This window comes from Anaeromyxobacter dehalogenans 2CP-1 (assembly GCF_000022145.1).
GTDB classification, from domain to species: Bacteria; Myxococcota; Myxococcia; order Myxococcales; family Anaeromyxobacteraceae; genus Anaeromyxobacter; species Anaeromyxobacter dehalogenans.
Window position 1 is genome coordinate 4,612,594 of record NC_011891.1, and the last position, 23,150, is coordinate 4,635,743.

The window sequence follows — 23,150 nt, forward strand, 5'->3', positions numbered from 1 at the left end:
CGCCGACGTGGGTTACAATCCGTCCATGTCCTTCGACTCCCCGTCCCGCTTCCCGGCCCGCGAGCAGGTGCTCGTCCGCGGCGCCTCCGACGTCGAGCGCCGCTTCATGTCGGCGGTCTACCGCTGGATGACGCTGGGGCTCGGCGTCACCGCGCTGGTCGCGACTGCGGTGGCGAGCTCCGAGACGCTCCTCCTCGCCATCGTCGGGAACCGGATCCTGTTCTACGGGCTGATCCTGGGCGAGCTGGCGCTCGTGATCTGGATCTCCGCCGCGGTGAACCGGCTCCCGGCGGCGGCCGCGGGCGGGCTGTTCCTGCTCTACTCCGCGATCAACGGCGCGACGCTCTCGGTGGTGCTGCTCGTCTACACCGGGGCGTCGGTGGGGATCGCGTTCCTCACCACCGCCGGCACGTTCGCGGCGATGAGCGTCTACGGCACGGTCACCCGGCGCGACCTCACCGGCTGGGGGAGCTTCCTGTTCATGGGGCTCATCGGGATCGTGATCGCGAGCCTCGCGAACCTGTTCTTCCGGTCCGACATGATCTCGTGGGTGGTGTCGTGCGCGGGCGTGCTGGTCTTCACCGGCCTCACCGCCTACGACACCCAGAAGCTCCGCGCGTACGCGCGCGCGGGGGGCGGCGCGGCGGCGGCGCCGGTGAGCGGCGCGCTCTCGCTCTACCTCGACTTCGTGAACCTGTTCCTGTCGCTGCTGCGGCTGTTCGGGAACCGGCGCTAGCTCAGGCCGGTGTCCCGCCGTCGGGCCCGGCCCCGGCGAGCGTCCGCAGCAGCTTCGGGCGCACGCCGGTGGCCGCGAGCAGCGCGTCCAGCCGCGCCTGCGCGTCGCGCGACGTGGCCCGGACCTTCTTCCCGAGGATGAGCTCGTTCTTCACCGAGTGCTCCCAGCCGGTGAGCTCGGTGACGGTCACCTTGTAGCCGTGCGCCTCGAGCGCCAGCGCGCGGAGCACGTTGGTGAGGTGCGAGCCGAACTCGCGCCGGTGCCAGGCGTGCGCGAACAGCGGCGCGAGCAGCGGCGAGGGCTCCTTCGCCTCGTCGAGCTGCCGCGCCACCTCGGCCTGGCAGCAGGGGACCACCGCCACGTGGTCGGCGCCGTGCCGGATCGCGAGCGCGAGCGCGTCGTCGGTGGCGGTGTCGCAGGCGTGCAGCGCGGTGACGAGGTTGACCCGCTCCGGCACCGGCGCGGCGTCGATGGGCGCCTCCACGAACGAGAGCCGGTCGAAGCCGAGGCGCGCGGCGCGCTCGGCGCCGGCCTTCGCGAGGTCGGGGCGCGACTCGAGCGCGAGGAGCCGGCCCTTGCCGGCCGGCCCGAGGAACAGCTCGTACAGGATGAAGCCGAGGTAGCTCTTGCCGGCCCCGCAGTCCACCACCACCGGATCGCCGAAGCGCCCGAGCACGTCGTCGAGCGCGGGGGCGAGCAGGTTCGCGAGGTGGTTCACCTGCTTCAGCTTCCGGAGGCTGTCGGCGTTGAGATCGCCCTGCCGGGTGAGCAGGTGCAGCTCCTTCAACAGCGCCGGGGACGTGCCCGGGAGCAGCTCGCGGCGGACCGCCTCACCCTTCACCTGCCTTCGCATGGCGAGGTTCTAACCCGGCGGCGCCGCGGGCGGAACCTCGGGGCACGCCCGAGGCGTTGACGGGGGCGGCGGGGCGGAAGAAGGTCGGCGGGTGACCGCTCTCAGCCCTCCCTCGCCGGACCGCGCGCCCGCGCGCGCCTACCTCTCCCGCCCCGGCCCGTGGCTGGTGGCCCACCGCGGCGGCAGCGCGCTCGCCCCGGAGAACACGCTCGTCGCGTTCGACCGGGCGGTCGCCCTCGGCGCGGACGCGCTCGAGATCGACGTGCGCCGCACCGCCGACGGCGCGGTGGTGGTGTTCCACGACGACGACACCGCGCGCCTCACCGGCGTGCCGGGGACCATCGAGGCGCGGACGCTCGAGGAGGTGGGGCGGCTCGACGCGGCGTTCGGGTTCACGCCGGACGGGGGGGCGACGCGGCCGCTCCGTGGGAAGGGGGTGCGGGTGCCGACGCTGGCGGAGGTGCTGGCGCGGTATCCGGGGCTGCGGCTGAACATCGACGCGAAGCCGGACGAGGCCGCGCTGGCGGAGGCGCTGGCGCGGGAGATCCGGGCCGCGGGGGCGGAGGACCGCGTGTGCGTCGGGTCGTTCTTCGACGCGCAGGCGGAGCGGCTCGCGCCGCTGTTGCCCGGGTGCGCGCGGTACCTGCCGGAGCAGGCGGCGACGTGCCACGTGATGGCGGCGCTGTCGGGGCAGGCGGCGGAGGGGTGTCCATCCGGCTACGACGTCGCGGATCTGCCGCATCGGATGGGGGAGATCGAGGTGGTGTGCCCGAAGGTCGTCGAGCACTTCCACGGGCTGGGGATTCCGGTGCACGTGTGGACGGTGGACGATCCGGTCGAGATGGGGGAGCTGCTCGCGCTCGGGGTGGATGGGATCGTCACCGATCGGCCGGATCTGTTGGCGAGGGTGTTGGGGAGGTAGCTCCCGGTAGATGGGCTGCGGGGCTGCTGGGTTGACCGGAAGAGGAGCTGGAAGTGGGCAGCGGGCCGGCGGGGCGGGCCTTGTTGGCCGCGAGCGGCGGCGCAGGATCGGCTTGCGAGAAGCCTGTGGGGCGTGGCGGGGCTGGCGGTCGGTGGCCGCGGTCGTGTGGTGCCGCTCATGGTGAGCCGCCGGAATTCCCCTCGCGGTGAGCCGCGGGAATTCCGCTCATGGTGGGCCACCCGAACTCCGCTCATGGTGAGCCGCTGGAGTTCCGCTCATGGTGAGCCCCGTCGAACCATGAGCGAGGTCGAACTCTCGGTGAGCGACCGCTTGCGGCCCAACGGGAACGCGCTCCTCACTTGACGCGCCATTCACTGTAAGGCGAACCCGCGGTCCTGGGCGCACGGAAACGCCGCCCAGAACGCACGGCCTCGTGCCTGCGCCTCGCGCCGTCGTTCCGAGCGCTTCTGCGACCCCTCCCTGCTCTTCTCGCGCGTGCGGGCTTCTGCGTGCGTCCGGCGAGGGCTCGGAAACCCGTGAGAGAGTGGTCGCATGGACACTGCGCGTGAACTCTCGGATCGGCTCGCCGCCCTCCTTCGCCGTGAGCGCTCGGCGCTCGCAGAATTCCTGGTCGCGCTCGCGGGCTTCGACGCGCGGCGCGCGTGGGCGGAGCTGGGGTACGCCTCGCTATTCCACTACCTGCACCGTGAGCTGGGGCTGTCGAAGGGCTCGGCGCAGTACCGCAAGGTCGCGGCGGAGCTCATCCAGGCGGTCCCGGCCATCGTCGAGCCGCTGCGGAACGGGCGGCTCTGCTTCACGACCGTCATCGAGGTGGCGCGGGTGGTCACGGCGGAGAACTGGGAGGCGGTGCTGCCGCGGTTCTACGGGCTGTCGCGGCATGAGGCGGCGAAGGTGGTCGCCGCATTGGCGCCGCATCCGGCGCCGCCGGTTCGAACGGTCCTCACGGCGGTGCGTGCGCCTGCTGGTTCAACTGTTGAACTGGCCACCCCTGCGGTGACCTCTGGTTCAACTGTTGAACTGGCCGCCACGGGGGTGACCGCTGGTTCAACTGTTAAACCGATGGTCCCGCGAGAGACGTCTGGTTCAACTGTTGAACCACGGGGCCCTGCGATGACCTTGGTGGCCCTGGCGTCGTCTCCCCGTTCCACGGACCTCTCCCCGCTCACGGCGGACCGTCAGCGGCTCCACGTGACGGTAAGTGAATGTTTCGTGCGCAAGCTGGGGCGACTGAGGGATCTCCGCCCGGACCTCTCCGACGACGCGCTCCTCGAGGCGGCGGTGGATCTGCTGCTGGCGAAGGCTGAGAAGCGCGTCGGCGCGCTCACGGACCGGCCTCGGGGCGGCGTGCGTCCCGGTCAGGCCGATCGCGTCCCCGCCCACGTTCGCCGCGAGGTCTGGCGGCGGGATGGCGGGTGCTGCCAGTGGCGGTTGGCGAACGGGGAGCTCTGCGGCTCCACGCACGCGCTGCAGCTCGACCACGTCGTTCCGCGGGCGCGGGGCGGCGAGTCCACCGCGGCCAACCTTCGCGTGCTCTGTGCGGCGCACAACCTCGAGGCGGCGCGGCTCGTGTTCGGGGACGCGTGGATGGGCAGGTACACCAAGGGCCGGCGCGATGGGGATCGGGCCGGCCCTGCGGTGGTTCGCTATCTGTCCGGCGATCCGCGGGACTTGGCGCCTAGTGGTGCTCCGTGACCAGCTCGGGGTGCTTCTCCACCAGCTCGTCGAAGTTGCCGGGGAAGTCGAGGATGGGCTCGCTCTTGTGCATCACCCAGATCCGGCTCGCCACCTCGCGCACCAGCTCCTGGTCGTGCGTCACCACGATCACCGTGCCCTCGTAGCGCTGCAGGCCCTCCGACAGCGCGGCGATGGACTGGAGGTCGAGGTGGTTGGTGGGCTCGTCGAGCACGAGCACGTTGTCCTTGAACAGCATCAGCTTCGCGAGCAGGAGGCGCACGGTCTCGCCGCCGGACAGGGTCGCGGTCGGCTTCATCCGCTCCTCGCCGGAGAACAGCATGCGCCCGAGCAGGCCGGAGATCTCCTCGTTCGAGAGCTTGTCCTCCATCTCGCGGAGCCAGCCGAACGCGGTGGTGCCGGGGCGAATCACGCCGGCCTGGTCCTGCGGCAGGTAGCCGACCTGCGCCTGGTGGCCCCACTTCACGTGGCCGCGGTCGGGGGCGAGCTCGCCGGCGATCATCTTCACCAGCGTGGACTTGCCGACGCCGTTCTTGCCGACGACGGCGATCTTCTCGCCACGGGTCACGAGCGCGCTGAAGGGCCGCACCACCTGCAGGCCGGGGCCGTAGGCCTTCTCGATGTCCTCGATCGTGAGCGTCTGCTTGCCGGAGGGCGCCTTCTGCTCGAACTTGATGAACGGGGCGGCGATGTTCGACCGCTTCATGTCCTCGAGCTTCAGCTTCTGCATGGCGCGGACGCGGCTCTGCACCTGCGACGCGCGCGTGCCGGCGTGGAACCGGGCCACGAACTCGCGGAGCTGCTCGATCTTCTTCCGCTTCTCGGCGTTCTCCGACTCGACGCGCGACCGGACCTGACCCTTCTGCCGGACCATGTCGTCGTAGCCGCCGGGGTACGTGATGATGGTCTCGTAGTCGATGTCGGCGATGTGCGTGCAGATCGCGTTCAGGAAGTGCCGGTCGTGCGAGATGGTGATGAGCACGCCCTCGTACGCATGCAGGAACTTCTCCAGCCAGCGGATCGACTCGATGTCGAGGTGGTTGGTGGGCTCGTCGAGCAGCAGCCCCTGGGGCTTGCCGAACAGCGCCTGCGCGAGCAGCACGCGCAGCTTGTAGCCGCCGGCGAGCGCGCGCATGGGCTGGTCGTGCCAGGGCTCCTCGATGCCGAGGCCCTGCAGCAGCTCGGCGGCGTCGGCCTCGGCCGAGTAGCCGTCCTCCTCGCCGATGACGCCCTCCAGCTCGGCGAGGCGGACGCCGTCCTCGTCGCTGATCTCGGGCTTCGCGAGCAGCAGCTCCTTCTCGCTCATCGCCGACCACAGCGCCTCGTTCCCCATCAGCACCACGTCGAGGACGCGGTTGTCCTCGTACTTGAAGTGATCCTGGCGGAGGATGCCGAGCTTCTTCGGCCGCTGCACCTGGCCGGCGTCGGGGTCCTCGTCGCCGGCGATGATCTTCATGAAGGTGGTCTTCCCGGCGCCGTTCGGGCCGGTCAGGCCGTAGCGGTTCCCGGGCGAGAACGAGACGTCCACGTCCTCGAATAGCTTCTTGGGCCCGAAGGCCTTGGTGACGTTCTGAACGCTGATCATGGGAGCGGCGCCTTCTTAACGGATCTCCGGAAGTTTTGCGAGGCGGATCGCGGACTTCACTGGGCGCGCCGCGCGCCTCCCCGCCGCCGCGCGGGCCCCGGATGCGCGCCGTCCCGGAGGGCACTCCGCGCTCGACCGCGCGCCGGGGCGCAGGTACGCTGCCGCACCGTGCACTCCACGCCCGGCGCCGCCCGCCTCTTCCATGGCCCCGGCGGCCGCGCGCTCCTCGTCCTCACCTTCATCAACCTGTTCAACTACCTCGATCGGTTCGTGGTCTCGGCGCTGGTCGAGAGCCTGCGCGCGGACCTGTGGCTCACCGACACGCGCCTCGGCTGGCTGATGACGAGCTTCACCATCGTCTACGCGCTCGCCTCCCCGGTGTTCGGCGCGCTGGGCGACCGCCGGTCCCGTCCCCCGCTCGTCGCGCTCGGCGTCTTCCTCTGGAGCGCCGCCACCATGCTCTCCGGCGCGGCGCGCGGCTTCTTCACGCTGCTCCTCGCCCGCGCCGCGGTGGGCGTGGGCGAGGCCGCGTACGGCACGCTCTCGCCCGGCCTGCTCGCCGACTACTTCGGCAAGGACCGCCGCGGCCGCGCCTACGCGACGTTCTTCGCCGCCATCCCCATCGGCTCCGCGCTCGGGTACATCGTGGGCGGCCTCGTCGAGCACCGCTTCGGCTGGCGGACGGCTTTCGTCATCTCCGGCGCGCCCGGCGTGCTGCTCGCCTACTGGTGCCTGCGCCTGCCCGACCCGCCGCGCGGCGCGAGCGAGCGCCCCTGGCTCGAGCTCGGGAAGCGTGGGCTCGCCGCGACCTATCGCCGGCTCCTCGCGAACCGGCCCTACGTGCTCGCCGTGGCGGGCTACGCCGCCTACACGTTCGCGGTGGGCGGCATGGCGTTCTGGATGCCCGCGTTCCTGGAGCGCTCGCGCGGCGTGCCCCGCGCCATCGCCACCGTCCAGTTCGGCGCGGTGGTGGTGATGACCGGGTTCGCCGGCACGTTCGCCGGCGGCTTCTTCGCCGACTGGCTCCGCCGCCGCCGGCGCGAGGCCGACCTGTGGGTCTCCGGCATCGCCACGCTGCTCGCCGCGCCGCTCTCGCTGGCGGTGTTCCTCACCTGGCGCCCCGGGCTCTACCTGTCCGCGCTCATCGCCGCGCAGCTCCTGCTGTTCGCGTCCTCCGGGCCCATCAACGCCGCGCTCATGAACGTGGTCCCGCCCGCCGAGCGGGCCACCGCGGCGGCGCTCTCCATCCTCGCCATCCACGTGTTCGGCGACCTGCCCTCGCCCACGCTCATCGGCGTGCTGTCCGACCACAGCTCGCTCGGGCGCGCCGTGCTCATCGTGCCCGCCGCGATCCTGATTTCCGGGGCGATCTGGACGTGGGCGGCGTGGCGCGGGGAGCGGGCGGCGGCGTTGGCCGGCGCCGGCCCGGGCGACGACCGCGCGGCGTAGTGCTAGCCCGCGCTCCGCTGCGGCGACTCCTCGGGGGCCCCGACCCCGGGGCCCCGACCCCGGGGGGCCCCGACCCAGAGTAACGCGATTCGGCCGCCCGGTCCGTAGTTCGGCCCATCCGTGCGAGCGCGGCCCCAGTGTCTTCGGGCGTCTTCGCGGGGCACGAGAACTGCGACTCCGCACGGCGTGACCGCCCCGCGCCAGATCCTCCCGCACGCCACCTATCTCGTCACCCGCCGCTGTTCGCAGCGGCAGTTCCTGCTGCGGCCTTCCGAGTCCACGAACGCGATCGTGCTCTACGTCCTTGCCGTGGCAGCCCGGCGGTACGGGATCCTGATTCACGCGTTCTGCGCTCTCTCCAACCACATCCACCTCGTCGTCACCGACCCCGGCTCGCGCCTCCCCGCCTTCCAGCAGTACGTCGACGCGCTCGTCGCCAGGGCCGTCAACGCTTCCCTCGGTCGGTGGGAGAGCTTCTGGGCCCCGAGCAGCTACAGTGCGGGGCCCCGACCCAGAGTAACGCGATTCGGCCGCCCGGTCCGTAGTTCGGCCCATCCGTGCGAGCGCGGCCCCAGTGTCTTCGGGCGTCTTCGCGGGGCACGAGAACTGCGACTCCGCACGGCGTGACCGCCCCGCGCCAGATCCTCCCGCACGCCACCTATCTCGTCACCCGCCGCTGTGCACAGCGACAGTTCCTGCTGCGGCCGTCGGAGTCCACGAACGCCATCGTGCTCTACGTCCTGGCCGTGGCGGCCCGGCGGTACGGGATCCTGATCCACGCGTTTTGCGCTCTCTCCAACCACATCCACCTCGTCGTCACCGACCCCGGGTCGCGCCTCCCTGCCTTCCAGCAGTACGTCGACGCGCTCGTCGCCAGGGCCGTCAACGCTTCCCTCGGTCGGTGGGAGAGCTTCTGGGCGCCGAGTAGCTACAGCGCCGTGCGCCTCGTCTCCCCGGCAGACGTGCTCGACAAGACGGCATACGTGCTCGCGAACCCGGTCGCGGCGGGCCTCGTGCGCACGGCTTCGGAGTGGCCGGGCCTCTGGTCGGATCCTTCGATGCTCGGCTCGGGCAAGATTGTCGTCCGTCGCCCCAAGCACTTCTTCTCGGCGAACGGCTCGATGCCCGAGTCCGTCGAGCTCGCCCTCGTCGCGCCGCCGGGTTTCGACTCTGCCGACCAGTTCCGCGAGCAGCTCGTCGACGCGCTGGCCGCGCGCGAGCGCGAGGCCGTGCGAGCACAGGAGGTAAAGGGCCTCGGGTTCATGGGACCGCGGAAGGTGCTCGCGCAAAGGCCCAACGGGCGCCCGGCACCTGGGGAACCGCGGCGCGCGCTCAACCCACGGATCGCGAGCCGGGACAAGTGGAGGCGCATCGAGGCGCTCGGAAGGCTTCTCGAGTTCCTGCAGGACTACCGGACCGCGCTCCGCGCCTGGAAGAACGGGATGCGCGCTGTCGTCTTCCCGGCGGGAACGTACGGAATGCGCATCGGCCACGACGTCGTGTGCGCCGCGGCTCCGTAGGCCGACGCCACCCAGACACAGCGGAACCTGCGCGAGCGGTCGCCTGTGGCGCTACCGCAGGCGGCGGTGCGTCCGGATCGGCCCCGAGCACCAACCAAGGCCCGCTTCCCCGGCGCGATCGCGAGTTCCGAGTAGTCTTTGACCACGTTTCGGACTGCGCTGTCGCCCCGTACACACCGCGTTCGGCGGGCAGGGCACCGCGGCGGCGCCCTCACCTAGCCAATTACTCTGGGTCGGGGCCTCCCCACACCGCGTTCGGCGGGCAGGGCACCGCGGCGGCGCCCTCGCCTAGCCAATTACTCTGGGTCGGGGCCTCGCGAACCACAACGCCATCCCCGTCCGTCGATCGGACCGAGGCGTCCTGACCAGGATCCACCCCAGCGCTGCCAGATCGAGGAGCAGGAAGGCGGCGAGGATCGGAACCGCGGTGAGGAAGAAGGAGACGGCGTCTCCTGGCCCGCCAGGCATGCCTTCTTCTCCCGGCTGAACCCAGAGGGCCGACCCGACCTTCAGGAAGAGAATCATCCCGGCGAGGTTGAGCGAGGCCCAGAGCCAGCGCTTACGGAGGTGACGCTTTGGTTCCATGTCGGGCATCCACGCGATGGAGTTCGTACCGCTCGCCACCCTCCTCGCCTTTCCAGTTGAACAGGATCATCGCGCCTCCGCGCCCTTCGGTGAGGAGGTCGGTTCTGAATCCGCTGCGATGTTCCGCGAGAGCATCGAAGACGAGCCAGATCTCGCGCTTTCGCACACCCCACCGGCCTTTCCCGCCCACGAGCTTCGGCTCGGGTGAACCCAGGAGGCCCAGGACCGGCGCCGGGATGTGCTCGGCCGTGAAGCCCGTCTCGGTGAAGACCATCCGCCCGCCGTCGTTCGATGCCCACTCGCCGCGTACCTCGGCAGGCTCGATGGAGCCACCCGAACAGTGAACCAGGGTGCAGGCGACAGCGACGACAGCGCAGGCATGCTTCATGTCCACTCGATCACCTCGCGGTCCTTCACCGAGGACGAACCTCCACCTCGAACCCATGGGCCCGCGCTTCCCGACGGAGCACGTTCGCGCTCCGCGATGCGGTGATCACCAGCCGGCCTGCCTCCCACGCGACGGTTGGCTTCTCGAGGTCGGGGAGCGCGTCCTCCGAGAACACGATCGTCCCCGCCGCGTCCTTCGACGCGGCCTCGCGGACGAGCACCCGGTCCGCCACCGACGTCAGCAGGCCGTTCGCGTACTCCACCTCGTCCACGACCGCGACCCATTGCGCCGACGGGTCGGCAACCCTGTGCACGACCCGGCGCGTGCCGCGTTCGCACGAGGCCGCTGGCACGGCCAGCGCCGCGACGATTCCCAGCGCGACGATCGATGCGGCTCGCTTCGTCATCGGAGTCCCCCCGCGACGAACGCGAGCATACCAGACCGGGACGATGCGTGAAGCGGCTCCGGGCGTACGGGGCGTGTCCGCGCCCGGACCTAGACCGGCAGCATCCGGTACAGGTCCTCGAGCCGCCCCTCGGCGTACGCCCGGACCAGCTCGGGATACGCGCCGCGATCCAGCTCGCGGAGCAGCGCGTACTTCCGGCCGTGGTAGTGCCCCACCGCCTCGGCGAGCCGCCAGCCGTCTGCGCCGCCGCGGGCGATCGCGCCCTTGAACGCCGCGTGCCGCACCGCGTGCACCCACTTCTGCACCGCGGGCGTCTTCCGCCGCGCCCCCTCGGCGCGGTAGCGGAGCGCCCACAGGAGCGCGTAGCGATCCACCTTGCTGCGCATCGCCTCCACCGAGGTCGCGAAGCGGTGCTCGACGTGGATGGGCAGCTGAACGGTCGGCGCGGGCGGCAGCGCCTCGTGCACGATCATGGTGGCGTCCCACCGCGCCGCCTCGCGCCGGATCAGCCGCACGTGGTGCTCGGTGCGGAACAGGAACCGGTGCCCGTCGAGGTCGGCCCAGTCGCGGCGGACCAGGCCGTGGTAGGGAACGGTCCCGCCGCCGGTCGCCTTCCAGGCGCGGATGGCCGCGATCGCCTCCGGCTCCAGCCACTCGTCCGAGTCGAGGAAGAAGACGTGGGTGCAGCCCTCGAGCGCCTCGACGGCGGCGGCCCGCGCGGCACCGTAGCCGCGCCAGGCCAGGTCCACCCGCCGGAACCCGCGCGCGCGCGCCAGGTCGGCGGAGCCGTCGGTCGAGCGGGAGTCCACCGCGACGCACGCGTCGGCCACCGCGGCGATGCCGGCGAGGCAGCGATCGAGCGTGTCGGCGCTGTTCCCGTGGATGACGAACCCGCCGAGGCGCATGGCGGCGGACCCTACTTGGCCCGCCCCGGCGCGCGCAAGCGCGGCGTGCCGGGGCGGCGCCGCGCGCGAGGGCTCCACCCGGGCGGCCTCCACCGATACAATGCCCGCATGTCGCAGCCTGCCTTCCAGGGCCCGCCTCCGTCCGGCCCGGGCGCCCCTCCGCCGCCGCCCCCGCAGCGCCCGCCGTTGCGCCACGCCCCCGGGATCCTGCGCCTGGTGGCCCTCGCGATCGCGTTCCTCGGCACGGCCGCGCTCCTCGTCGCGTTCGCGCTGCGCGGCCGCCCTTCCGCGCCCTCCACCCCGCTCACCGCGCTGCCGCCGCTCGAGGCGGAGCACGACCAGCGCACCGGCGAGGACGTGGCGCCGTTCACCGGCTTCGCCGTGTCGGTGGACACGATCCCGCCCGGCGCGCTGGTGCTGGTGGACGGCGTGGCCCGGGGCGAGGCGCCGGTGCTCGCGGGCCTCGACTGCCCGCCCGGCCGCGAGATCGAGATCCGGGCCGAGGCCGCCGGTCGCCGCGCCTCGGCGCGGGTCGCCTGCCGCGCCGACGCGCTGGTGAAGATCACGCTCCGGCTCGAGCGCTAGCCTTGGCCGTGCGCGCCGCCGAGCGGATCTTCTGCGCCTGCGCGCCGGGCCTCGAGGCGGTGCTGGCCGCCGAGCTGCGCGCGCTGGGCCTTGAGGCGCGCGCCGTGGACGGCGGCGCCGAGGCGGTGGGCGAGGACGCCGCCGCGCTCGCGTGCCTGGGCGCGCGCACCGCCGACACCGCGCTCCTCCGGCTCTGGGAAGGTTCCGCCGCCGAGCTGCCGGCCGCGAAGCGCGCCGCCGCGGCCCGGGCCGGCGGGCTCGAGCTCCTGGTGCGCGCCCGGGGTGGGCACGCGACGGTGAGCGTGGACGCGGCCGGCGCGCCGCTGTTCCGGCGCGGGTGGCGGGCGCGGGTGGGCGCGGCGCCGCTCCGCGAGTCTCTCGCCGCCGGCATCCTGCTGGCGTGCGGCTGGACCGGCGACCGGCCGTTCCTCGATCCGATGTGCGGCTCGGGCACGCTCGCCATCGAGGCCGCGCTCGTCGCCGCCGGCCGCGCCCCGGGCCTCGGCCGGACCTTCGCGTTCGAGCGCCTCCCCGGCCACGACGCGGCGCGCACCGCGCGGCTGCGCGCACACCTCGAGGCGCGGTCCCGGCCGGTGAGCGTGCCGATCCACGCCTCCGACCGGAACGCCGGCGCGCTCCGGCTCGCGCAGAAGAACGCGGCCGCGGCCGGCGTGGCGGACGCGATCGCGTTCGCGCGAGAGGACGCCGCGCGGGTGGTGCCGCCGCCCGGCCCGGGGCTGTGCGCGGTGAACCCGCCCTACGGCGTGCGCCTCGACCAGGACGCGGCCGGCGCCTGGCGTGCGCTGGCCACGCTCATGGGCCGGCTCGCCGGATGGGAGGTGGCGGTGCTCGGGCCCGACCGCGGGCTCGAGCGGCTGCTCGCGCGCCCGCCCTCCGAGGCGCTGCCGGTCCAGAACGGCGGGATCCGCTGCCGGCTGCTGCGCTGGCGCGGCTGATCGTCCCGCGCGGGCAGGCGGCCAGGCGGGCAGGCCGCCGCGCGCACGGGTCCGCATCGTGTGCCCGCATGTGGAGGGAGCTCGCCGCCCGGCTCACCCGGCGCCCGCGCGCCGACGCGGCCGGAGGCCTGCTCGTGCCCAGCCGCGCCCGCCCGGGCCGGCCCAAGATCGACGTCGCGCGGGTGGCGCACCGCTTCCCGAACGAGGTGATCGCGCTCCAGGACGTGAACATCGCCGTGCACGCGGGCGAGTTCGTGTGCCTGCTCGGCCCGTCCGGCTGCGGCAAGACCACGCTGCTCTACGCGCTCGCCGGCCACCTCGCGCCGAGCGGCGGCCGCATCTCGATCGACGGCGTCGAGGTGAAGGGGCCCGGACCGGAGCGCCTGCTCGTGTTCCAGGAGCCGGCGCTGTTCCCGTGGCTGACGGTGCGGCAGAACCTGCTGTTCGCGCTGCGGGCGAGCGCCATCAAGCGCGCCGAGGCGGCCCGGCGCGCCCGGGCGTTCGTGGAGATGGTGGGCCTCACCGGCTTCGAGGACGCGCTCCCGCACGAGCTGTCCGGCGGCATGCGCATGCGCGTGCAGCTCGCGCGCGCGCTGGCGCTCGACCCCGCGGTGCTGCTCATGGACGAGCCGTTCGCGGCGCTCGACGCCCAGACCCGTGGCCAGATGCAGCAGCACCTGCAGCGGATCTGGATGCGCGATCGCAAGACGGTGGTGTTCGTCACCCACGACGTGCGCGAGGCGCTGGTGCTGGGCGACCGGGTGGTGGTGATGGCGGCGCGGCCGGGGCGCGTGCTGGAGGACCTGGAGGTCCGGCTGCCGCGGCCGCGCGACCCGGACGATCCGGCGCTGGTGGACCTGTCGCGGCGAATCCGCGACGAGCTGCGCCGCGCCGACGAGTCGGGGCGCCGGACGGCGCCGGCGGAGGAGGAACACGATGCGCGAGCGGCTCCGGACGGCGGTGTTCCTGGCGGGCGCGCTGCTGACGTGGGAGCTCGCGGCTAGGTTCGGGCCCTGGCCACGCTGGCTGTTCCCCGGGCCGTTCGCGGTGGCGGACGGCATCCGCGCCATGGCGGCCGACGGGCGGCTCGGCGCCGCGGTGCTCCGGTCGCTGGGCCGGCTGGCGCAGGGCTACGCGATCTCCATCGCGGTGGGCGTGCCGCTCGGCGTGGCGCTGGCGCGGAGCGCGCTCGTGCAGGCGGCGCTCCGCCCCATCACCACCGGCCTGCAGGCGCTGCCGTCCATCTGCTGGCTGCCGCTGGCGGTGCTCTGGTTCGGGCTCTCCGAGGCGGCCATCGTGTTCGTGGTGGTGATGGGCTCGCTCCTCGCGGTCTCGATCGCCACCGAGGACGCCATCGCGGGCGTGGACCCGGTGCTCCTGCGCGCGGCCGGCACGCTGGGGATCCGCGGCCCCCGCTTCCACCTGGGCGTGCTCCTCCCGGCCGCGCTGCCCGGGATCCTCACCGGCCTGAAGCTGGGCTGGAGCTTCGCGTGGCGCGCCCTCATGGCCGGCGAGCTGCTGTTCGTGGCGGGCGGCCTGGGGCAGCTCCTCGCCCAGGGGCGCGAGCTCCTCGACGCCGCGCAGGTGATGGGCGTGATGGTCTGCATCGTGGCGCTCGGGATCCTGGTGGACCGCGTGCTGTTCCGGCTGCTCGAGCTCCGCGTCCGCCGCCGCTGGGGCCTGCTCGAGGCCGCCTGACCCACGACCGAGGAGGCCGCTCCCGTGCGCCGCTCCGCCCGCGCCCTCGCCGCGCTCGTCACGCTGGGTGCAACGCTCCTCGCGGCACCGCTCGCCTGCCGCCGCGGCGGTGATGCGGCCACCCGACCGCTGCGCGTCGGCCACTTCCCGAACCTGACCCACGCGCAGGCGCTGGTGGGCTTCGCCGACGGGACGTTCTCTCGCGCGCTCGGCGGGCGGGTGGAGGCGAAGCAGTTCAACGCGGGCCCGGGGGCGATCGAGGCGCTGGCGAGCGGAGACCTCGACGCCGCCTACGTCGGACCGGGCCCGGCCACGGTCGCCTACCTGCGCACGCGCGGCGATCTGCTGCGCGTGGTCGCGGGCGCGACCTCCGGCGGCGCCGTGCTGGTGGTGCGCGACGCGCGGCGCGCCGCCGACCTCGCCGGCCAGCGGGTGGCGAGCCCGCAGCTCGGGAACACGCAGGACGTCGCGCTCCGCACCTGGCTGTCAGCGCAGGGCCTCCGCGTGGGCGACGGGCCCGGCCAGGTGCGGGTGTATCCGGTGGCGAACGCGGAGATCCTCGGGCTGTTCGCGCGCGGTGAGCTCGCCGGCGCCTGGGTGCCCGAGCCGTGGGGCGCGCGCCTCGTGGCGGAGGCCGGCGCGCGCATCCTGGTGGACGAGCGCACGCTCTGGGAAGGCGGGCGCTTCCCCACCGCGGTGCTGGCCGTCTCGCGCCGCGCGCTCGAGACGCGGCGCGCCGACGTGCTCGCGCTGGTGCGCGCCCACCTCGAGCTGACCCGGCGCTGGGAGCGGGATCGCGAGGCCTTCGCGCGCGCCGCGAACGCGGCGTTCGGGGCGCTCACCGGGAAGCCGCTCCCGGAGCCGGTGCTGCACGACGCGTTCTCGCGGATCGACCCCGCGTCGGACCCGATGGCGGCGCAGCTCGCGCTCATGGCGGAGCAGGCGCGCGCGCTGGGATTCGCGCCCGCCGGCGATGTTTCGGGTATGGTCGACGGCTCCCTGCTGCAGGAGCTGTCTGCCCGATGACGGATCGCCTCCCCGCCGCGCTGCTCGCGCTCGTCGCCACCGTCCTGGCCTGGTCCGGCATCGGCCCGAAGGACCGGGGCACCTGGCTCATGGAGGTCGCGCCGGTGCTCGTCGTCGTCCCGGTGCTCGTCGCGACCCGGCGGCGCTTCCCGCTCACCCCGCTCCTGTACGTGCTCGTCGCGCTCCACGCCGCGGTGCTGTGCGTGGGCGGCCACTACACCTACGCCGAGGTGCCGGCCGGCTTCTGGGTGCGCGACGCGCTCGGCCTGGCCCGGAACCACTACGATCGCCTCGGCCACCTCATGCAGGGCTTCGTGCCCGCGCTGGCGGTGCGCGAGCTGCTCCTGCGAACCTCGCCGCTGCGGCGCGGGCGCTGGCTGACGGCGCTCGTCACCTGCGTCGCGCTCGCCATCTCCGCGGCCTACGAGCTGGTGGAGTGGCTGGCGGCGGTGCTGCTCGGCCAAGGCGCGGACGCGTTCCTCGGGACGCAGGGGGATCCGTGGGACACGCAGTGGGACATGTTCCTGGCGCTGGTGGGCGCGGTGGCGGCGCAGGCGCTCCTGTCGCGCGTGCACGACCGGGCCCTCGCGCGCCTCGGCGCGAGCCCGGACGGCCGTCGCCCCGGCGATCGGATGGCGGCGTGAGGCTGCGCGCCCTCGCGATCGCCGGCCTCGCCGCGCTCGCCTCCGGCTGCGCCGCGACGCGGCCGCTGCCCGCGCCCGCGCCCGCGCCCGCGCCCGCGCCCGACCTCGCCGCGCCGCCCGTCGCCGGCGGCGACGGAGCGCCGGGCGCGCGCGCGCCGGAAGCAGCGGTGGACGGCGGCGAGGACGCCGCGGTCGCGCCGGTGGTGACCTCGGCAACCGCCCCGGAGCGCGGCGCCGGCGCCGAGGCGACACCGGACGTGCCGCGCGACCCGGCGCTGGAGCGGCTCCGCGACGAGGTGCTCGAGGCGGCGCGGGCCCGGCTCGGCGCTCGCACCCGGCTCGACTGCTCGGGATACGTGCTCGCGGCGCTGCGGGCGGCCGGGCTCACGCCGCGGCTCGGGCCGGCGCGCTCGCGCTCCGAGGCGCTGTACCGCGCCTCGCGCCCGGTGGAGCGGCCGCGCCCCGGCGACCTGGTGTTCTTCCACGACACCTACGACCGGGACCTGAACGGCCGCGCCGGCGATCGCTTCACGCACGTCGGCCTGGTGGAGGCGGTGGAGGGCGACGCGGTGACGATCCTGCACCGCGGCGGCCGCGTGGAGCGCATCCGCATGGACCTCACCCGCCCGTCCGATCCCGAGGCGAACGATCCGGTGCGCATGGCGCGCCGGCGCGACGCGCGCGGGACCCGGTACCTGGCGGGCGAGCTCTTCGCCGCCTACGGGGAGTTGCTGGACGCCCGCGTCACGCAGATGTTGCAGGGAGGCCGCGCGGCCGTGCCGCGCGCGCGCCATCCTGCGGCACGATGACGGACGACCGGATCCCACTGGACGAAGGCCAGGCCGCCGAGGTGGCCGTGGACGCCGCCGCCGGCACGGTGGTGGTGCGGATCGGCCGGCTGCAGCGCATCCTCTCGCTGGACGAGGCGCTGCTCGTCTCCGTGCAGCGCTTCCGGCGCCCCTGGCGCACCGCGCTGGCGCGGACGCTCACCCGCCTCGGCGACGGGAAGAGCTGGACGGTCATCGGGCTCGCCTGCATCGCCAGCGCCACCCAGCGCGGCGCGCACCTCGGCCTGCGCATCGGCGCGGCGACCGGGATCGCGACGCTGCTCTCGCAGGCGCTGAAGCGCAGCCTCACCCGCGCCCGACCGGACGCGGCCATCACCGGCTTCGAGGCGCTGGCGGCGAACCCGGATCGGTTCTCGTTCCCGTCCGGTCACACCGCGGCGGCGTTCGGCGTGGCGATCGCGTTCGCGGACGAGCCGGCCGGCCTCGGGCCCGCCGCCCTGCTCCTCGCGGTGGGGATCGGCCTGTCGCGCGTCTACCTGGGCGCCCACTACCCGCTCGACGTGGTGGCGGGCGCGGTGCTGGGCGTGTTCGGCGGCCTGGCCTCGCGGCTGCTGGTTTCCTGAGCGCGTCCCTCGACTCCGCGCCGCCGGAGGTCCCTCGACTTCGCGCGGCCCTTGGCCGCGCTACGCTCGGGATGAGCGCGAACGCCCGCTCTCCCTGGGCGTCGGCGGGCCGCGGGCCCGCCGGAGCTGTCTACTCCGACGTCGCGGGCGCGTCCTGGTCGGCGCGGCTGCGCGGGTGGCGCACGTCGGTCCCCTGCACCATGTAGACGACCATCTCGGCCAGGTTGGTGGCGTGGTCGCCGAAGCGCTCCAGGTGCTTCGCCGCGAACATGAGCGAGGTGGCGCGCCGGATGTTGCGCCCGTCCTCCATCATGAGCGCCAGCAGGTCGTTGAAGATCTTGAGGTAGAGCGCGTCGAGCAGGTCGTCGCCGCGCATCACCTCCTGCGCCTTCTCCACGTCGCGGGTGACGAACGCGTCGAGCGCGCGCTTGAGCTGCGCCTCGGAGAGGTCCGCCAGCTTGGAGAGATCGTGCAGGGGCACCAGCGACGGCGCCTGGTTGAGGTCGAGCGCGCGCTCCGCGATGTTGACGGCGAGATCGCCCATCCGCTCGAGGTCGGTGACGATCTTGAGCGCGGTGGTGATGAAGCGCAGGTCGGAGGCGGCCGGCTGGCGGAGGGCGAGGATGCGGCGGCAGGCGCCGTCGATGTCCACCTCCATCCGGTTGACCTCGCGGTCGCGCAGCTTCACCTGCTCGGCCAGCGGCGAGTCGCGCTCCACGATCGCGCGCACGCTCGCCGCGATGGCCTGCTCCACCAGCCCGCCCATCTCCAGCAGCCGGTCGCGCAGCGTGCGGAGCTCGGTCTCGTACGACTTGTCGGTGTGCGTCGCCATGGCGTCCCCGTCCCGGAGCTTACCCGATCCGCCTACCCGAACTTCCCGGTGACGTAGTCCTCGGTGCGCTGCTCGCGGGGGTTGGTGAAGATCTGCTCGGTCGGCCCCACCTCGACGAGATCACCCATGTAGAAGAACGCGGTCTGGTCGGAGACGCGGGCCGCCTGCTGCATGTTGTGGGTGACGATCGCGATGGTGTAGCGCGCCTTCAGGTGGTGGATGAGGTCCTCGATCTTGGCCGTCGCGATGGGGTCGAGCGCGCTGGCCGGCTCGTCCATCAGCACCACCTCCGGCTCGACCGCCAGCGCCCGGGCGATGCAGAGGCGCTGCTGCTGGCCGCCGGAGAGGCCGAGCGCGCTCTCGCCCAGCCGGTCCTTGACCTCGTCCCACAGCGCGGCGTTCACGAGCGATCGCTCCACCCGCTCGGCGAGGGCGGCGCGGTCCTTCAGGCCGCTCACCCGCAGCCCGTAGGCGACGTTCTCGAAGATCGACTTCGGGAACGGGTTCGACTTCTGGAACACCATGCCGACCCGGCGGCGCAGCTCGACCGCGTCGATGTGCCGGTCGAACACGCTCGCGCCGTCGAGCAGGATCTCGCCCTCGGCGCGCGCGCCGGGAATGAGGTCGTTCATGCGGTTCAGGGCGCGCAGGAAGGTGGACTTGCCGCAGCCGGACGGGCCGATGAGGGCGGTCACCTGCCGCTCCGGGAGCGCGAGCGAGATGTCCTTCACCGCCAGCTTCTCGCCGTAGCGCACGGAGAGGTGGCGGGCCTCCATCTTGGGGACCGGGGCGGCGGCGGGGGCGGGGGCGGGGAGGCTCATGTCAGTGACCGGCGGCGGCGCGGCGGCGCGTGCGGGTGCGGATGGCGATCGCGACCAGGTTCAGCGCGAAGGTGAGGGCCAGCAGGACGAGCACGGTCGCGTACAGCAGCGGCCGCGTCGCCTCCACGTCGGGCGACTGCGTGGCGAGCACGTAGACGTGGTAGCCGAGGTGCATGAACTGCGAGAACGGCGAGCCGGGGAGGTCGGGCAGGAAGTAGGCGACGCCGGTGAACAGGATGGGCGCGACCTCGCCCGCGCCGCGCGCCACCGCCAGGATGGCGCCCGTGAGGATGCCGGGGAGCGCGCCGGGCAGCACCACGCGCGCGAGCGTCTGCGACTGGGTGGCGCCGAGCGCGAGGCTGGCGTCGCGCAGCTCGCGGGGGACGGCGCGGAGCGCCTCCTCGGTGGAGACGATCACCACCGGGAGCGTGAGCACCGCGAGCGTGAGCGAGGCCCAGATCAGCGCGGGCTGCCCGTAGTGCAGCGTGCCGGGCTCGGAGAGCGCGCGATCCAGGCCGCGGCCCACGAACTGGATGAAGAAGCCCAGGCCGAACAGGCCGAACACGATGGACGGGACGCCGGCCAGGTTCGTCACCGCGACGCGCACCGCGCCGGCCAGGCCCGAGCGGGGCGGCGCGTACTCGTGGAGGTAGACGGCGGTCGCGACGCCCACCGGGAGCACCGCGACCGTCATGAGCAGCGTCATGACGGCGGTGCCGTAGATCGCCGGGAAGATGCCGCCGCCGGTCATCCCCTCCTCCGGCGCGGCGGTGAGGAACTCCCAGGAGACGCGGGCGGCGCCGCCGCGGACGACGTCCCACAGGATGACGCCCAGCATGGCGACCACCAGGAAGGCGGCGGCCCCGGTGAGGAGCGCCAGCGCGCCCCCGACGGCCTTGCGGCGGCGGACGGTCACGCCGCCCCTCCGGACATGCGGCGCACCAGGCGCTTCACGAAGGCGGCGGCGAGCGCGTTCAGCACGAAGGTGAACAGGAAGAGCTCGACGCCGATGAAGAACAGCACCGAGTAGTGCGCGCCCCCGAACACCACCTCGCCCATCTCCGCGGCGATGGTGGCGGGGAGCGTGCGCACCGAGTCGCCCAGGCTCCAGGAGGTGATGGCCGCGTTGCCGGAGGCCATCAGCACGATCATGGTCTCGCCGATGGAGCGGCCGAAGCCGAGGACCACGCCGGCGAGGACCCCCGGGGCGGCCGCGGGCAGGATCACCCGGAACGCCGTCTCCCAGCGCGTGGCGCCGAGCGCCAGCGAGGCCTCGCGGTAGGCGCGAGGCACCGCCTGGAGCGCGTCCTCGCTCACCGTGAAGATGACCGGGATGACCGTCAGCGCCAGCCCGAGCCCGGCCACCACCGCGTTCAGCCGGAACGTGAAGCCGAACGCGGACTGCAGCCAGGTCGCCATCACCATCAGGGCGAAGAAGCCGAGCACGACCGAGGGGATGCCGGCGAGCAGCTCGATGACCGGCTTCAGCACCTCGCGCAGCCGGCGCGGCGCGAACTCCGAGGCGTAGAGCGCCGCCGCGATGCCGACCGGGACCGAGACCAGCATGGACACCGCCGTCACCTTCAGCGTGCCGACGAACAGCGGGATCATCGAGTACTTCGGCACCCCGCTCACCGGCTGCCACATGTAGCCGGGCGGCCGGCTGGGGCGGAGCACCTGCGGGAGGAACATCTTGCCGAAGCTCGCCTCGCCCCGGACCTCGGGGTCGGTGAGCAGCGGCAGCGCCTCGCGCGCCACGAACACGAAGATGAGGACGACGGCGGCGATCCCCGTGAGCGCGATCAGGGTGATGATCCCCCGGATCGCCGCCTCGCGGAGCTGCCGCCGCCGGATGGAGGGGAGAGGGCGGTCCTCCCCCCTCCGGAGCGGTGCGATGGCCGGCACGGACGCGGATTCAGCCATGGCTCGATTGCGCGGACGTGGCGGCCGTGTGACGGGACGGTGACGACGCCCCTACTTGATCGGGAAGTAGCCGACCTTGGTGACGAGCTGCTGGCCCTCGGGCGAGAGGCAGTAGTCGATGAACGCCTTCACCTCGCCGGCCGGCTTGGCGCGCGTGTACATGAACAGCGGGCGGGCCAGCGGGTACTTCCCGCTCTTCACGTTCTCGGCGCTGGGCGCGTACGCCTGGCCGTCGGCGCCCACCACCTTCACCTCCTTCACCCCCTTGGCGTAGGCGGCGCCGCCGTACCCGATGCCGCCCTTCTCCTTCGCGACCGCGTTCACCACCGCGGCCGTGCCGGGGAGCGTCTGCGCGGCCGGGGCGTAGTCGTCGCCCTTCAGCACGTGCTCCTTGAAGAACACGTAGGTGCCGGAGGAGTTCTCGCGGGAGTAGAGGACGATGCGCTGGTCGGGCCCGCCCACCTGCTTCCAGTTGGTGACGTCGCCCACGTAGATCTGGTGGAGCTGGTCGATGGTGAGCTGGCTCACCGGGTTCGACTCGTTCACGTACAGCGCGACGCCGTCCTGCGCGACCGGGATCTCGGTGGGGAGGACGCTGTAGCGCTCGCGCACCTTGCCCTTCTCGTCCGACTTCATCGAGCGCGAGGCGTTCGCGATGTCGGTGGTGCCGTTGATGAGCGCGGCGATCCCGGTGCCGGAGCCGCCGCCGGTGACCTGCACCTTCTTGCCGGGGTTCTTGTTCATGTAGTCCTCGGCCCAGCGCTGGGCGAGGATCACCATCGTGTCGGAGCCCTTCACGGTCACGGCGGCGGAGGCGAGGGCCGGAACCGCCGCGGCGAGCGCGGCGAGGGCGAGCAGCATGCGCTTCATGGAGTTCTCTCCTTCTCGGTTGGCTGCGATCTAGATCTCGACGAGGGAGGACCGGTGACGGTCGCGTGACGACCGCGTGAACCCGTCACCGGGCCGCCGGACGCCTAGAACTTCGCCTGGAGCTGCGCGACGAAGCTGTCCTTCTTCGGGTCGGATGGCGCCGTGTCGCCCTTCTCCCGGTTCATCGGGTGGTAGTAGGCGACCGACAGCTTCAGGTTGCTGCTGAGGATGGTGTGCAGCGCCGCCGAGACCTCGTCGGTGATGAAGACCTTCCCCTGGTTGGCCGCGAGGTTGCGGTCGAGCTTCACGTTCGGGTTGAACGTGTCGTAGCGGACGGCCACCTGGTTCCAGGGCCCGACGTTCTGGGTGAGGATGACGTCCCAGCCGTAGCCGATGAGCCCCAGGCTGTCGCCGGCGCCGCCCGCGCCGGTGCCGATGGCGGTCTTGCCCCACACGTACTCGCCCTTCAGCGCGGTGCCACCGACCGGGAGCAGGTCGAGGTAGAGCTGCAGGTCGGCGCCGAGGCGCACGCGATCGTAGGTCTCGTTGGTGGCCGAGGTGTAGTCGATGGTCTTGCCGTACCAGCCGGACACGCCGCCGGTGATCATGCCGAGGTCGACGCCGAGGCGGCCGATCACGTCCTTGCGCTGGTCGTTGTCCTTGCCGGCCGCGCCGTCCACGCCGTTGCCGTTGAACACGCCCACCTTGAAGTTCACCGGGCCGTAGGCGCCGCGGAGGGCGACGCCGAGGTCGTACTCGCCCTTCAGGAAGTGGCCGGCGAACATGGCGCGCTCGAGCAGGTCGAGGTCGGAGGAGGAGCGGATGCCGACGTCGTAGCCGAACGGCATGAGCTGGAGGCCGGCGTCGATCGCGAAGCCCTTCAGGAAGGGCAGCTTGAACGAGGCGTACGCCTCCTTGAGGCCCACGCCGGAGGGCGTGGCATCGAGCTGGATAACGTACTGCGCGAGGTCGGTGTCGTAGACGGCCTTGAAGCGGCCGCGGCGGACGTAGAAGCCGTCGCGCTGGGGCGCGCCCTTCTCGTACTTCGCGGCCTCGAGCCAGCCGAACCGCGGCTGGACGTAGCCGGAGAACTTGAGCTTCTTCAGGCCGGAGACGTCGGTCTTCATCTCGGCGAGCTGCTCGGCGAGGGCGTCCACCTGGCCCTTGAGCGCGGCGGTGTCGACCTCGGAGGATTCCGCGGGCGCGGAGGACGCCGGCGCGGCGGCCTCCTGCGCCAGCGCCGCGGGCGCGAGCCCGACGGCGAGGATGGCGGCGATGAGACGGTTCATGGGTTCCTTGCCCCTGTCGTGTTGGACGACGAG

At 73.1% G+C, this 23,150-nt stretch carries 24 protein-coding genes and 1 pseudogene; 14 read left to right on the top strand and 11 right to left on the bottom strand.

Annotation, left to right across the window (positions count from 1 at the left end):
• Window positions 1-25 precede the first annotated feature (25 nt).
• Window positions 26-736 carry a Bax inhibitor-1/YccA family protein gene (locus A2CP1_RS20775; RefSeq protein WP_015935163.1) on the top strand — a complete coding sequence of 237 codons (711 nt, stop codon included), beginning with the start codon at window positions 26-28 and terminating at the stop codon, window positions 734-736.
• 1 nt (window position 737) lies between these two features.
• On the opposite strand, the gene A2CP1_RS20780 is transcribed toward A2CP1_RS20775, so the two are convergent.
• Window positions 738-1,589 carry a class I SAM-dependent methyltransferase gene (locus A2CP1_RS20780; RefSeq protein ID WP_015935164.1) on the bottom strand — a complete coding sequence of 284 codons (852 nt, stop codon included), beginning with the start codon at window positions 1,587-1,589 and terminating at the stop codon, window positions 738-740.
• Window positions 1,590-1,680: 91 nt separating this feature from the next.
• Between A2CP1_RS20780 and A2CP1_RS20785 the strand changes: the two genes are divergently transcribed.
• Together A2CP1_RS20785 and A2CP1_RS20790 are read left to right on the top strand one after the other, a co-directional pair.
• Window positions 1,681-2,511, top strand: coding sequence for a glycerophosphodiester phosphodiesterase family protein (locus A2CP1_RS20785; protein WP_015935165.1), 831 nt, complete (start codon window positions 1,681-1,683; stop codon window positions 2,509-2,511).
• A gap of 552 nt (window positions 2,512-3,063) precedes the next feature.
• Complete coding sequence (locus tag A2CP1_RS20790) at window positions 3,064-4,224, top strand: HNH endonuclease (protein ID WP_015935166.1); 1,161 nt, start codon at window positions 3,064-3,066, stop codon at window positions 4,222-4,224.
• Here A2CP1_RS20790 and A2CP1_RS20795 read toward each other — a convergent pair.
• A complete protein-coding gene (locus A2CP1_RS20795) occupies window positions 4,208-5,809 on the bottom strand; it encodes an ABC-F family ATP-binding cassette domain-containing protein (RefSeq protein WP_015935167.1) in 1,602 nt (533 codons plus the stop codon). The genes A2CP1_RS20790 and A2CP1_RS20795 overlap by 17 nt on opposite strands.
• A 168-nt stretch (window positions 5,810-5,977) precedes the next feature.
• Between A2CP1_RS20795 and A2CP1_RS20800 the strand changes: the two genes are divergently transcribed.
• The 3 genes and pseudogenes from A2CP1_RS20800 to A2CP1_RS20810 all read left to right on the top strand — a co-directional run bounded on the left by A2CP1_RS20800 (window position 5,978) and on the right by A2CP1_RS20810 (window position 8,778).
• The gene (locus A2CP1_RS20800; RefSeq protein ID WP_015935168.1) at window positions 5,978-7,258 is read left to right on the top strand and encodes a spinster family MFS transporter; all 1,281 of its coding nucleotides are present in this window, start codon (window positions 5,978-5,980) and stop codon (window positions 7,256-7,258) included.
• 186 nt (window positions 7,259-7,444) lie between these two features.
• Window positions 7,445-7,759 (top strand): annotated as a pseudogene (locus tag A2CP1_RS20805) (transposase); the annotation flags it as partial.
• A 122-nt stretch (window positions 7,760-7,881) separates the two neighbouring features.
• The gene (locus A2CP1_RS20810) at window positions 7,882-8,778 is read left to right on the top strand and encodes a hypothetical protein (protein WP_015935169.1); all 897 of its coding nucleotides are present in this window, start codon (window positions 7,882-7,884) and stop codon (window positions 8,776-8,778) included.
• Between the two features lie 559 nt (window positions 8,779-9,337).
• Here A2CP1_RS20810 and A2CP1_RS23095 read toward each other — a convergent pair.
• The 3 genes from A2CP1_RS23095 to A2CP1_RS20830 form a co-directional block, all read right to left on the bottom strand.
• Complete coding sequence (locus A2CP1_RS23095; protein ID WP_245530056.1) at window positions 9,338-9,751, bottom strand: hypothetical protein; 414 nt, start codon at window positions 9,749-9,751, stop codon at window positions 9,338-9,340.
• Window positions 9,752-9,776: 25 nt separating this feature from the next.
• Window positions 9,777-10,157, bottom strand: coding sequence for a hypothetical protein (locus A2CP1_RS20825; protein ID WP_015935170.1), 381 nt, complete (start codon window positions 10,155-10,157; stop codon window positions 9,777-9,779).
• An 89-nt stretch (window positions 10,158-10,246) separates the two neighbouring features.
• Complete coding sequence (locus tag A2CP1_RS20830) at window positions 10,247-11,062, bottom strand: glycosyltransferase (RefSeq protein ID WP_015935171.1); 816 nt, start codon at window positions 11,060-11,062, stop codon at window positions 10,247-10,249.
• Window positions 11,063-11,170: 108 nt separating this feature from the next.
• On the opposite strand from A2CP1_RS20830, the gene A2CP1_RS20835 reads away from it, so the two are divergent.
• From A2CP1_RS20835 to A2CP1_RS20870, 8 genes are all read left to right on the top strand, one after another.
• Window positions 11,171-11,647 (top strand): PEGA domain-containing protein, encoded by a 477-nt coding sequence (locus tag A2CP1_RS20835; RefSeq protein ID WP_015935172.1) that lies wholly within the window; start codon window positions 11,171-11,173, stop codon window positions 11,645-11,647.
• Window positions 11,648-11,655: 8 nt separating this feature from the next.
• Window positions 11,656-12,603 carry a THUMP domain-containing class I SAM-dependent RNA methyltransferase gene (locus A2CP1_RS20840; protein ID WP_245530057.1) on the top strand — a complete coding sequence of 316 codons (948 nt, stop codon included), beginning with the start codon at window positions 11,656-11,658 and terminating at the stop codon, window positions 12,601-12,603.
• A gap of 68 nt (window positions 12,604-12,671) precedes the next feature.
• Complete coding sequence (locus A2CP1_RS20845) at window positions 12,672-13,607, top strand: ABC transporter ATP-binding protein (protein ID WP_015935174.1); 936 nt, start codon at window positions 12,672-12,674, stop codon at window positions 13,605-13,607.
• Window positions 13,540-14,301, top strand: coding sequence for an ABC transporter permease (locus A2CP1_RS20850; RefSeq protein WP_041450733.1), 762 nt, complete (start codon window positions 13,540-13,542; stop codon window positions 14,299-14,301). Before A2CP1_RS20845 ends, A2CP1_RS20850 begins: the two co-directional genes overlap by 68 nt.
• A 24-nt stretch (window positions 14,302-14,325) precedes the next feature.
• A complete protein-coding gene (locus tag A2CP1_RS20855) occupies window positions 14,326-15,327 on the top strand; it encodes an ABC transporter substrate-binding protein (RefSeq protein WP_015935176.1) in 1,002 nt (333 codons plus the stop codon).
• Window positions 15,324-15,971 (top strand): DUF2238 domain-containing protein, encoded by a 648-nt coding sequence (locus tag A2CP1_RS20860; protein WP_015935177.1) that lies wholly within the window; start codon window positions 15,324-15,326, stop codon window positions 15,969-15,971. Before A2CP1_RS20855 ends, A2CP1_RS20860 begins: the two co-directional genes overlap by 4 nt.
• On the top strand, window positions 15,968-16,780 hold the full coding sequence (locus tag A2CP1_RS20865) for an NlpC/P60 family protein (RefSeq protein ID WP_015935178.1): 813 nt from the start codon (window positions 15,968-15,970) through the stop codon (window positions 16,778-16,780). Before A2CP1_RS20860 ends, A2CP1_RS20865 begins: the two co-directional genes overlap by 4 nt.
• Window positions 16,777-17,382 carry a phosphatase PAP2 family protein gene (locus A2CP1_RS20870; RefSeq protein ID WP_012528073.1) on the top strand — a complete coding sequence of 202 codons (606 nt, stop codon included), beginning with the start codon at window positions 16,777-16,779 and terminating at the stop codon, window positions 17,380-17,382. The genes A2CP1_RS20865 and A2CP1_RS20870 overlap by 4 nt, the downstream gene beginning before the upstream one ends.
• 130 nt (window positions 17,383-17,512) lie before the next feature.
• On the opposite strand, the gene phoU is transcribed toward A2CP1_RS20870, so the two are convergent.
• The 6 genes from phoU to A2CP1_RS20900 form a co-directional block, all read right to left on the bottom strand.
• On the bottom strand, window positions 17,513-18,214 hold the full coding sequence (gene phoU / locus A2CP1_RS20875) for a phosphate signaling complex protein PhoU (protein WP_015935179.1): 702 nt from the start codon (window positions 18,212-18,214) through the stop codon (window positions 17,513-17,515).
• Window positions 18,215-18,246: 32 nt separating this feature from the next.
• Window positions 18,247-18,990 (bottom strand): phosphate ABC transporter ATP-binding protein PstB, encoded by a 744-nt coding sequence (pstB, locus tag A2CP1_RS20880; protein WP_174315319.1) that lies wholly within the window; start codon window positions 18,988-18,990, stop codon window positions 18,247-18,249.
• A 46-nt stretch (window positions 18,991-19,036) separates the two neighbouring features.
• Window positions 19,037-19,951: a phosphate ABC transporter permease PstA gene (gene pstA / locus A2CP1_RS20885; RefSeq protein WP_015935181.1), complete on the bottom strand. Its 915-nt coding sequence runs from the start codon at window positions 19,949-19,951 to the stop codon at window positions 19,037-19,039.
• Complete coding sequence (pstC, locus tag A2CP1_RS20890) at window positions 19,948-20,958, bottom strand: phosphate ABC transporter permease subunit PstC (protein ID WP_015935182.1); 1,011 nt, start codon at window positions 20,956-20,958, stop codon at window positions 19,948-19,950. Before pstC ends, pstA begins: the two co-directional genes overlap by 4 nt.
• A gap of 51 nt (window positions 20,959-21,009) precedes the next feature.
• On the bottom strand, window positions 21,010-21,828 hold the full coding sequence (locus tag A2CP1_RS20895; RefSeq protein WP_015935183.1) for a phosphate ABC transporter substrate-binding protein: 819 nt from the start codon (window positions 21,826-21,828) through the stop codon (window positions 21,010-21,012).
• A gap of 104 nt (window positions 21,829-21,932) precedes the next feature.
• Complete coding sequence (locus A2CP1_RS20900) at window positions 21,933-23,117, bottom strand: porin (RefSeq protein ID WP_015935184.1); 1,185 nt, start codon at window positions 23,115-23,117, stop codon at window positions 21,933-21,935.
• Window positions 23,118-23,150: the final 33 nt, after the last annotated feature.

Excerpts from the sequence above, each read along its gene's own strand:
- A2CP1_RS20860 (WP_015935177.1), top strand. The coding sequence starts at position 15,324 with ATGACGGATCGCCTCCCCGCCGCGCTGCTCGCGCTCGTCGCCACCGTC.
- A2CP1_RS20895 (WP_015935183.1), bottom strand. The coding sequence starts at position 21,828 with ATGAAGCGCATGCTGCTCGCCCTCGCCGCGCTCGCCGCGGCGGTTCCG.
- A2CP1_RS20780 (WP_015935164.1), bottom strand. The coding sequence starts at position 1,589 with ATGCGAAGGCAGGTGAAGGGTGAGGCGGTCCGCCGCGAGCTGCTCCCG.
- A2CP1_RS20830 (WP_015935171.1), bottom strand. The coding sequence starts at position 11,062 with ATGCGCCTCGGCGGGTTCGTCATCCACGGGAACAGCGCCGACACGCTC.
- A2CP1_RS20775 (WP_015935163.1), top strand. The coding sequence starts at position 26 with ATGTCCTTCGACTCCCCGTCCCGCTTCCCGGCCCGCGAGCAGGTGCTC.
- A2CP1_RS20790 (WP_015935166.1), top strand. The coding sequence starts at position 3,064 with ATGGACACTGCGCGTGAACTCTCGGATCGGCTCGCCGCCCTCCTTCGC.
- A2CP1_RS20900 (WP_015935184.1), bottom strand. The coding sequence starts at position 23,117 with ATGAACCGTCTCATCGCCGCCATCCTCGCCGTCGGGCTCGCGCCCGCG.
- phoU (WP_015935179.1), bottom strand. The coding sequence starts at position 18,214 with ATGGCGACGCACACCGACAAGTCGTACGAGACCGAGCTCCGCACGCTG.
- A2CP1_RS20845 (WP_015935174.1), top strand. The coding sequence starts at position 12,672 with ATGTGGAGGGAGCTCGCCGCCCGGCTCACCCGGCGCCCGCGCGCCGAC.
- A2CP1_RS20850 (WP_041450733.1), top strand. The coding sequence starts at position 13,540 with ATGCGCGAGCGGCTCCGGACGGCGGTGTTCCTGGCGGGCGCGCTGCTG.
- A2CP1_RS20795 (WP_015935167.1), bottom strand. The coding sequence starts at position 5,809 with ATGATCAGCGTTCAGAACGTCACCAAGGCCTTCGGGCCCAAGAAGCTA.
- pstB (WP_174315319.1), bottom strand. The coding sequence starts at position 18,990 with ATGGAGGCCCGCCACCTCTCCGTGCGCTACGGCGAGAAGCTGGCGGTG.
- A2CP1_RS20835 (WP_015935172.1), top strand. The coding sequence starts at position 11,171 with ATGTCGCAGCCTGCCTTCCAGGGCCCGCCTCCGTCCGGCCCGGGCGCC.
- A2CP1_RS20825 (WP_015935170.1), bottom strand. The coding sequence starts at position 10,157 with ATGACGAAGCGAGCCGCATCGATCGTCGCGCTGGGAATCGTCGCGGCG.
- pstC (WP_015935182.1), bottom strand. The coding sequence starts at position 20,958 with ATGGCTGAATCCGCGTCCGTGCCGGCCATCGCACCGCTCCGGAGGGGG.
- A2CP1_RS23095 (WP_245530056.1), bottom strand. The coding sequence starts at position 9,751 with ATGAAGCATGCCTGCGCTGTCGTCGCTGTCGCCTGCACCCTGGTTCAC.
- A2CP1_RS20870 (WP_012528073.1), top strand. The coding sequence starts at position 16,777 with ATGACGGACGACCGGATCCCACTGGACGAAGGCCAGGCCGCCGAGGTG.